Source organism: Roseofilum acuticapitatum BLCC-M154 (assembly GCF_030068475.1).
Taxonomy (GTDB): domain Bacteria; phylum Cyanobacteriota; class Cyanobacteriia; order Cyanobacteriales; family Desertifilaceae; genus Roseofilum; species Roseofilum acuticapitatum.
Map to the genome: position 1 here is coordinate 1 of NZ_JAQOSP010000120.1, position 7,443 is coordinate 7,443.

The window sequence follows — 7,443 nt, forward strand, 5'->3', positions numbered from 1 at the left end:
CGCAAGCGGACATGAAAATTTGTTAAGAAGGGGGCCAGATGCCCGCACTCCTCGAATTCTTTGATATGACTGGAGTGGGAGCATCTTGCTCCCTGGATTTTTAATTAGGGTATTTCCGCTTCGCGGACATGAATAAGCGAAATTGATATCAATTACAATTACAACGTAAGATATAAATACCATCTGTCGTGTTTTACAAAAAGCCTTGGTTCATCTTAAAATTCCGGCGATTAGAGAAAGATGATATAGGTATTTCTGTAGGGTGGGCAAGTCGATATAGCTAAAATGAGTTGAAAAAGGAGTGCAAGCATCTTGCTCGCTGCCTTTATCTAGCGAGCGAGACGCTCGCACTCCCCGTTACCCATTACCCATTCCCCATTCCCAGCAGCCAGTCCATTTTTAACTAATGTTCCAGTTCTCACCAAATCCCCCCCGAAAAGGCTAATATAACCTTGCTGGCTTAAGATACCTGCACACATTATGAGAATCCTTGTAACGGGGGGAGCTGGCTTTGTTGGCTCCCACCTTATTGACCGTTTGATGGAAGCGGGTCATGAAGTCATCTGTTTAGATAACTTCTACACAGGCAACAAACGAAATATTCTTCAGTGGCTCGATAATCCTTATTTTGAGCTGATCCGACATGATGTTACCGAACCCATCCGGCTAGAAGTCGATCAGATCTATCACTTGGCTTGTCCAGCATCACCCATTCACTACCAATACAATCCCATCAAGACCACTAAAACCAGTGTCTTGGGAACCATTAACATGCTAGGACTAGCCAAACGAGTCAAGGCACGCATATTACTAGCATCTACTTCAGAAATCTATGGCGATCCTGATGTTCACCCCCAAACCGAAGAATATCGGGGAAATGTAAACACCATCGGTATTCGCTCCTGCTATGACGAAGGTAAGAGAATTGCCGAAACCCTATGTTTTGACTACCATCGGGAACATGGTCTAGAAATTCGCGTAGCCCGGATTTTTAATACCTATGGCCCTCGCATGTTAGAAAATGATGGTCGGGTGGTGAGTAATTTTGTGGTACAAGCCCTCAAAAGAATTCCCCTCACTGTCTATGGAGATGGCTCCCAAACCCGTAGTTTCTGCTATGTTTCCGATCTCGTGCAAGGGTTAATGGCCTTGATGAATGGTGACTATGAAGGGCCGGTGAATCTGGGTAATCCCGATGAATATACTATTTTGGAGTTGGCTCAAAAGATTCAAGAAAAGATTAATCCCGATGCTGAAATTCAGTATCAGCCCCTTCCCGCAGATGACCCCCGGAAACGAAAACCGGATATTACTCGCGCTAGAGAATGGTTAGGATGGGAACCGACGATTCCTTTGAATGACGGTTTAGAGAAAACGATCGCCGATTTTAGCGATCGCCTATGTTCCCCTGAATAACCCTTCTAGACCTTGAATAGACCCCATTAAGGCCAGCATCTACCCTCTGTAAAGCTGAAATCAAATCTCTTGAGGTATACCCATGAAAGTTTGTGTAATTGGTACAGGTTACGTTGGTTTGGTCACCGGTGTTTGTCTAGCCGAATGCGGCCACCATGTCATCTGTATTGATAACAATGAAGAAAAGGTCAAATTGATGAAATCCGGACAATCCCCCATTTATGAACCAGGCTTGTCTGAATTAATGCAAAAATGCTCCCAGTCCGGTCAGCTAGAATTTAGCTCTGATTTAGCGGCAGGAGTCGCCCATGGGGATATCCTCTTCATTGCCGTCGGAACACCAGCTCTACCCACTGGAGATAGCGATACCCGCTATGTAGAAGCCGTCGCTCGCGGCATTGGGGCCCATCTCCGGGAAGGGTATAAAGTCATTGTCAATAAATCTACCGTTCCCATTGGCTCCGGCGACTGGGTACGGATGATCGTCCTCGATGGCATTGCTGAACGCAAGAAAGAAGAAGGTTCGAGCAGCGAGGAGATTAAAGCGGAATTTGATGTAGTGAGTAACCCCGAATTTCTACGGGAAGGTTCAGCCGTTTATGACACCTTTAATCCCGATCGCATCGTCCTCGGTAGCAACAGCGAAAAGGCGATCGCCCTCATGCAAGAACTCTACACCCCCATCGTCGAACGCAAAGTCGGCACAGAACCCTCCTTACCCCCCGTTCCCGTTGTCGTTACCGACCTCAGTTCGGCAGAAATGATTAAATATGCCGCTAACGCCTTCCTCGCCACCAAAATCAGCTTTATCAACGAAGTCGCCAACATCTGCGATAAAGTCGGCGCAGACGTAACCCAAGTCGCCAAAGGTATCGGACTCGACTCCCGCATCGGTAACAAATTCCTACAAGCCGGAATTGGTTGGGGAGGCTCCTGCTTCCCCAAAGATGTCTCTGCCTTAATTCATACCGCCGATGACTACAACTACGAAGCTGAATTACTCAAAGCAGCCGTCAGCGTCAACAACCGTCAACGGCTGATGGCAGTCGAAAAACTACAACAGGAACTGAAAATCCTCAAAGGCAAAACCATCGGCTTACTCGGACTCACATTCAAACCCGATACCGATGATATGCGCGATGCTCCAGCTCTGAACCTAATCGAACAACTCAGCCGCCTAGGAGCAAAACTGAAAGCTTATGACCCCATTATCTCTCAATCCGGAATGCGTCATGGTCTTTCTGATGTCATTGTCGAAACTGATTTAGAGATGCTGGCTGATGGTTGTGATGCTCTAGTATTAGTCACCGACTGGCAACAATTCTTGAACTTGGATTATGCCAAAATGGCCAAGAGAATGGCTCATCCCGTCATGATTGATGGTCGTAATTTCCTCGATCCTAAAAAAGCTGAAGCTGCCGGATTCCGCTATGTGGGAATTGGCCGCTAATCTTTCTTGAGTACAATTCCTATCAAGTCCGGTTCTTCATGTCCGCGAAGCGGAAACACCCTAATAAAAAATCTAGGGAGCGAGACGCTCCCACTCCAGTAATCTCAAGGAATTTCAGGAGTGCGGGCATCTTGCCCGCTTCTCCTTTCCCATGAACTGGACTTAAAGATAACCTGAGAATAAGAGGAATAGGGGCGAAAAATTTTTCGCCCCTACTTTTGTCCTCATCTAAAGGCGTATGACTATAATTTTTAATCGATTACGCTCCCATTCCCGAATAATGCTTTAACCCTTTGCGCCATAACCAACGATTGGCCGCATAAAAAACAAGTCCCCATCCAATCAGCGTACAAAGGGCACGGCCCCAGTTAACCGGTAAACCCACCAGAACAGAGGCCGGAAAATTGACCAAGTAGGGGAAGGGAGTCCACCAAAGAATTTCTTGAATGGCAGGGGGAAAGACCTGTAAAGGGGCAATAATTCCCGATAAAAAAACATACAATAAAGACCAAAATTGTTCTAGGGCGCTGGCCCGTTCTGTCCAAAAGGCAAAAATAGCGAAGGTATATTGAATGCTAAAGCGGACAAAAAAGACCAGTTGAGTAATCAGTAGAAAAAGGGCGATCGCCTGCCAACTCGGTATCCAAAAGGCTTGAGGATAGAGGACAAAAAATAAGATCACTAAGCCGATGGTAAAGGGAATTCTCGCGAGTCGTTCGGCAATATGACGAGCAAGGTAATGGGAAACGGGGTCAATGGGTTGCAATAATCGGGGTGACAGTTTGCCTTGTACTACTTGTTCTTCAAATTCCCAAATGACCCAAACTAAGGCCAATTGACGCACGAGAAAGACGCTTAAGAAATAGCGGCCAAATTCGATGGAACTTAAGCCAAATTGACCGCTATCGGCAGCTTCAATCCAAACGCCCATGAGAATAAAGGGTAAACTGTTGGAGATGGCCCATAAAAATAGTTCTGCTCGATATTCAACCATGTGGGCATAATAGGTATCGAGAAAGGTTTGGGTTTTTTTCAGGAGAAATTTCATGTTGTGATTCCCGTGCGAAAGACTCGGCCAATAATTTCTTCAATGGGAGGGTCGGTGATTTTGAGATCGACGATTTCTAAGTCAGCGAGAATACGGGAAATGGTTGTGGTTAAAGCTTCCCGTTGAACTAAAAAGCGGACTTGGTGGCCGGCGATCGCCTCAATTTCTGCATAAGTCTCCAATTCTGTGCTTAAATACTCTTGGGCTAAGTCTACTTGCACCTCTCGATAGGGTGCAAAGCGATCGAGCAGGGTTTGCAAAGAGCCATCATAAACCAATTCTCCTTTATGGATTAAGAGGACGCGATCGCACAATGCCGTAATATCAGCCATATAGTGACTCGTTAACAAAATCGTCGCCCCATAGCGCTGATTATACTCCCGCAGAAACTCCCGCACATTCTCCTGAGCATTCACATCCAAGCCTAGGGTTGGCTCATCTAAAAATAGCACCTGTGGCCGGTGTAACAAAGCCGCCAAAAGTTCCGCCTTCATCCGCTCCCCCAAGGACAACTTACGCACCGGTTGCGTCAACTTCTCCTCTAATGAGAGCATTTCCGTTAATTCCCCTAAACGCTGGCGAAACTCCGACGTAGACAATTCATAGACTGCCGCATTAATTCGCAAAGAATCCATCGCTGGCAAATCCCACAACAACTGTTGTTTTTGACCCATCACCAGAGTAATATTGCGTAAAAAATCCCGTTCCCGCTTAAACGGCACATATTCCCCAACCGTCACTTGTCCCCCAGAGGGATGCACCAAACCCGTCAACATTTTTAAGGTGGTCGTTTTTCCCGCTCCATTCGCGCCTAAAAACCCGACCACTTCACCCGCTTGAATCTCAAAAGAAACATTTTTGACCGCTTCCACTTGACGATACTGCCGTTTCCAGAAGTGCCGTAAAGTGCCCTGAAGTCCCGCTTCCTTAATCGCGACGGGATAGGTTTTACTCAGGTGATACACGCCAATCAGAGGATGACCCATCTCCCTAGCCTGCTAGAAGTTAACATAAGTTATGGTAACTTATGGTAATAACCGATAGAAAATTGATTATAAACAATTATTTAACATAAAGGCTAAAATAGAGCATTTCTAGAAAAATCCTATCCAAAGGTAGAGGACATTGCTCTTTAACCGGATTAGCTTGTGTCCATCAACACCATCTCAAATCACCCGATCGCCGATCGCTGCCACTTAAGAGTATCCCTCCCCATCTCTTGTTAGCGATCGCTCTGGTAGGATAAGACCTGTAAATCGCTTCTAGTTATTTTCCTAATGTTCGGGCTAATTCCCGATCGCCTTTATTCCCAGTTTCTCCGAAATCGAGGAATGGATGCATTGATCTACAAACTTAAGGAGCAAAACCTATGAATTTCACTGGGCCAGACATCAATCTTGATGTCCTCATACCAGAGAATATATCTTGGACGCAAGCACAGGATCTATTAGATACCTTCCTGCAAGGCGAACCAGCTAATCCAGGAATTCCTGGATTAAATTTAGACACCAGTGCCATTTCTGGATCGATTCCCCAATGGTGGAATTTAGTCTCCACTATTGCGATCGCAGCAGCGATTTTAGTGGGAGGATTTTTGGTGGCTTGGGCAATTTCCGGAGTCGCCGAAGGACTGCTCAAACGGACAAAACTGGATAACCAATTAGCCGCTTGGGTTTCTGGATCGAGTGATTCGAGTACCGCCCCACCGATTGAAAAATGGATCGGTTCAGTCATTTTCTGGCTGATTATGTTAGTCGTATTTGTGGGAGTTCTAGATTCTCTAGATCTGGAAATCGTTTCCCAACCCTTGAATACCCTACTCAATCAAGTTTTTGGCTTTGTGCCTAAAATCGTCAGTGCAGGGATTCTCTTAGCCGTTGCTTGGGTACTGGCAACAGTAGTCAAACTTGCAGTTCTGCGAAGCTTGAAGGTTCTTCATCTGGATGAACGTTTAGAATCTCAAGTCATCGATCAGGGCATAACTTCACCCGTTTCCGTCAGCAGTACCTTGGCGAATGCCATGTACTGGTTCGTATTTCTGTTATTTTTACCCTCAATTCTGAGTACCTTAGAGTTACAGGGAACTCTGCAACCCGTACAAGCCCTGCTCAATCAAATTCTGTTGATTTTACCCAATATTTTGGGCGCGATTTTGATTGGTGTAGCCGGTTGGTTAGTGGCAACCATTGTGCGGCGCATTGTCACCAATTTACTCATGGTGAGTGGAGCCGATCGCTTCGGCGATCGCTTTGGATTAGTCGGTGGCGGGGCAGCCCATGGCTTATCCTGGATTGCGGGTACGATCGCCTATGTATTGATTCTGATTCCCTTTGCGATCGCCGCCCTCAACGCCCTCAAAATCGAGGCCATTTCCACCCCAGCAGTGGGGATGCTGGAAATGATTATGGGCTATGTCCCCCTAGCCTTTACAGCAGCTATCATCCTGATGGTTGCCTATGTGGGCGGTAAATTTGTCTCCGATTTAGTCACCAATGTCTTAACCGGATTTGGCTTTGATAATCTCTTCTATTGGTTAGGGTTGCAAAAAGAACCCTATGCCACGGCTGCCCCACCGGAAGCAGGAGAATCCGATCTGCCCCTTCCTCCTCCCCCCTCTGACTTCCGCACCCCTTCGGAAATTGTGGGGATGGTGGTCTTAATTACCATTTTGCTCTTTGCCACCGTTACGGCTACCGATGTTTTAGGACTCGAAGCCTTGACCTTAATTGTGGGGGCAATCATTCAAATTGCTAGTCAAGTGTTAGCCGGTGTCATTGTCTTTGCGATCGGGTTATACTTTGCCAATTTGGCCTTTAAGGTGATTGATAGTTCTGGAAGTCGTCAAGGTAATATGTTGGCTCAAGCCGCTCGCATTGCCATTATTATTTTAGTGGGGGCAATGGCTTTGAGACAGATGGGAATTGCTCCAGATATTGTCAATTTGGCCTTTGGATTACTATTTGGAGCTATTGCTGTGGCGATCGCCATTGCCTTTGGATTAGGCGGTCGTGATATTGCGGCTTCCCAAATCCAAGAATGGTTATCAAGCTTCAAGAACGACTCTAAGAAGTAAATCCGATCCATTACCCTGAGTCCTAGAGTTTGGGTGATGGGCAATCGATAAGGAATAAAAAAAGGGAGAACATTCTCCCTTTCCTTGTTCACCCTTTAACCGCTTGCGTAGCATTTGGGTTTGTTTTTTCAATTGTCGTTGGCGAGCCGCTCCGCCTTTACCTTTATCATTTCTCCCCTTACGGCGGGGAGATTCCCATCGTTTGAGCCTCATAAATCCTCCATTTGCGGGTCTGGTATTTCATATCAAGTCCGGTTTCCGCAAGCGGACATGAAAATTTGTTAAGAAGCGGACATGAAAATTTGTTAAGAAGCGGACATGAAAATTTGTTAAGAAGCGGGCAAGATGCCCGCACTCCTCGAATTCTTTGATACAGCACTTCGCGATCTTGTGAGGTATAGCCAGACAGATCCCCCTAAATCCCCCTTAAAAAGGGGGACTTTTACTACCCCCCTT

Annotated in this window: 6 protein-coding genes; 3 read left to right on the forward strand and 3 right to left on the reverse strand. The window is 46.3% G+C overall.

Going from position 1 to position 7,443, the window contains the following annotated elements:
* The first annotated feature begins 480 nt into the window (after positions 1-480).
* Together PMG71_RS19460 and PMG71_RS19465 are read left to right on the forward strand one after the other, a co-directional pair.
* Positions 481-1,416, forward strand: a complete 936-nt coding sequence (locus PMG71_RS19460; protein ID WP_283755387.1) for a UDP-glucuronic acid decarboxylase family protein — start codon at positions 481-483, stop codon at positions 1,414-1,416.
* 82 nt (positions 1,417-1,498) lie between these two features.
* A complete protein-coding gene (locus PMG71_RS19465; protein ID WP_283755388.1) occupies positions 1,499-2,866 on the forward strand; it encodes a UDP-glucose dehydrogenase family protein in 1,368 nt (455 codons plus the stop codon).
* Between the two features lie 259 nt (positions 2,867-3,125).
* On the opposite strand, the gene PMG71_RS19470 is transcribed toward PMG71_RS19465, so the two are convergent.
* Positions 3,126-3,914, reverse strand: coding sequence for an ABC transporter permease (locus PMG71_RS19470; RefSeq protein WP_283755389.1), 789 nt, complete (start codon positions 3,912-3,914; stop codon positions 3,126-3,128).
* Positions 3,911-4,900 carry an ABC transporter ATP-binding protein gene (locus PMG71_RS19475; protein WP_283755390.1) on the reverse strand — a complete coding sequence of 330 codons (990 nt, stop codon included), beginning with the start codon at positions 4,898-4,900 and terminating at the stop codon, positions 3,911-3,913. Before PMG71_RS19475 ends, PMG71_RS19470 begins: the two co-directional genes overlap by 4 nt.
* Positions 4,901-5,283: 383 nt before the next feature.
* Here PMG71_RS19475 and PMG71_RS19480 point away from each other — a divergent pair, with 383 nt between their 5' ends.
* A complete protein-coding gene (locus tag PMG71_RS19480; protein ID WP_283755391.1) occupies positions 5,284-6,987 on the forward strand; it encodes a mechanosensitive ion channel in 1,704 nt (567 codons plus the stop codon).
* On the opposite strand, the gene PMG71_RS19485 is transcribed toward PMG71_RS19480, so the two are convergent.
* Positions 6,958-7,200 carry a hypothetical protein gene (locus tag PMG71_RS19485; protein WP_283755392.1) on the reverse strand — a complete coding sequence of 81 codons (243 nt, stop codon included), beginning with the start codon at positions 7,198-7,200 and terminating at the stop codon, positions 6,958-6,960. The two genes, PMG71_RS19480 and PMG71_RS19485, sit on opposite strands and share 30 nt — an antisense overlap.
* Between the last annotated feature and the right edge of the window lie 243 nt (positions 7,201-7,443).